A 1,330-nucleotide genomic window follows, 5' to 3' on the forward strand; every position below is an offset into this window, starting at 1 on the left:
CGAATTTTCACTAATGACTTTTTTGAATAAATATTTTTGTTTTTTATTATTATTTGTGTTCATTCGTGCTAATTCGTGGCTAACTTTCATAATAGGTTTTAGAAATTATAAGTTAGTGAAATACGATGAACATTCCCCAAATCGTTTGAATAAGGCGTGAATGCATAATCAAATTGATAAGAATTAATTTTTAAACCCAAACCAGCACTTATATCCTCTGAATCATAGTTCAATGCGTACCCGACACGGGTAAATATTTTTTCGGTATAATCAAATTCCAAACCCAAATTGCACTTTGTGTCTTCGGTGGCAAAATAGATTATATCTGATGAAAGGGAAATACTGCTCTGATTTGTCCCGATAGATCGGGAATAATTTGCTCCGCACTTCCAAGTCAAGGGAAGATGGATTGACTCATCTTTTAATTTGGTGGAATATCCAACATTCTGCACAACGGCAGACAGATTTAATCCTCTCAAAAACGTATCCCAAACCATGCCCAAATCTGCACCAAGTCCATAAGAAGTTTCGCTATCAATCTTTTCATAAGCCAATTTTATATTGTATCCAAAATAAACAGAAGGGGAGAGTCTCCAGGAATGATTTCCAGCTAAAATCAGATCTGTCGGATGAAATTCGCCGATAAGATTTCCCGTTCCATCTGTTTTATCAATCTTTCCATAGTTAAGAAAAGTCAAGCCGAAACCGAAACTCGATTTGCCCTTATCAAATATGATGGATGCATTGTCAATATTTACTCCGAAGAGATAATTTATCCGTGAAAAACAAAAATTTGACCCATCGGAAAGTGAAACAGCTGCCGGATTATACCACAAACTTGTAGCATTACCAGGTAAGGCTGAAACAGCTCCGCCCCGACCAGCTGCACTCGCACCAATACTGACCTTGAGAATCTGAAATCCGTTTTCTTGTTCGTTGGTGTTTGCATAACAAACTCCAATGGTTAAAACGACCAACAGAATTATACAAATAATAAATTTACGCATTTAAACCTTTTCTAAGTTAATTAATTTACAATTTAAAAAATCCTCTTACCAGCTGATAAGAGGAAAAAAACTTTAAGAGATTTGGAGGACGAAGAACAAATTTCGGTAAAAATTTTATTAAGCAAGAACTTCCTTTTCGTTGCATTTGCATAATTTTACAATTTCACTTTTTGGTGTCCATTTTCCTCTTACATTCTTGTTTTTTATTATTTTAATTATTTTTATTTCAGTGTGGCACACAGGGCAAACAGACTTTTCCTTACCTGCCCTTGCATGTGCCAATTTTGCTCCAAATGTTCTAACTTTTGCCATAATATTCTCCT

2 protein-coding genes are annotated in these 1,330 nt (G+C 35.0%); both read right to left on the reverse strand.

The window, feature by feature from the left end; genetic code table 11:
* Positions 1-98 precede the first annotated feature (98 nt).
* Positions 99-1,007 carry a PorV/PorQ family protein gene (locus U9P79_00005; protein ID MEA2103016.1) on the reverse strand — a complete coding sequence of 303 codons (909 nt, stop codon included), beginning with the start codon at positions 1,005-1,007 and terminating at the stop codon, positions 99-101.
* Positions 1,008-1,124: 117 nt separating this feature from the next.
* Positions 1,125-1,330: hypothetical protein (locus tag U9P79_00010; GenBank protein MEA2103017.1), on the reverse strand; the 206-nt coding region annotated here is incomplete at its 5' end.

Source organism: Candidatus Cloacimonadota bacterium (assembly GCA_034661015.1).
In the GTDB taxonomy this organism is placed as follows: Bacteria; Cloacimonadota; Cloacimonadia; order JGIOTU-2; family JGIOTU-2; genus JAYEKN01.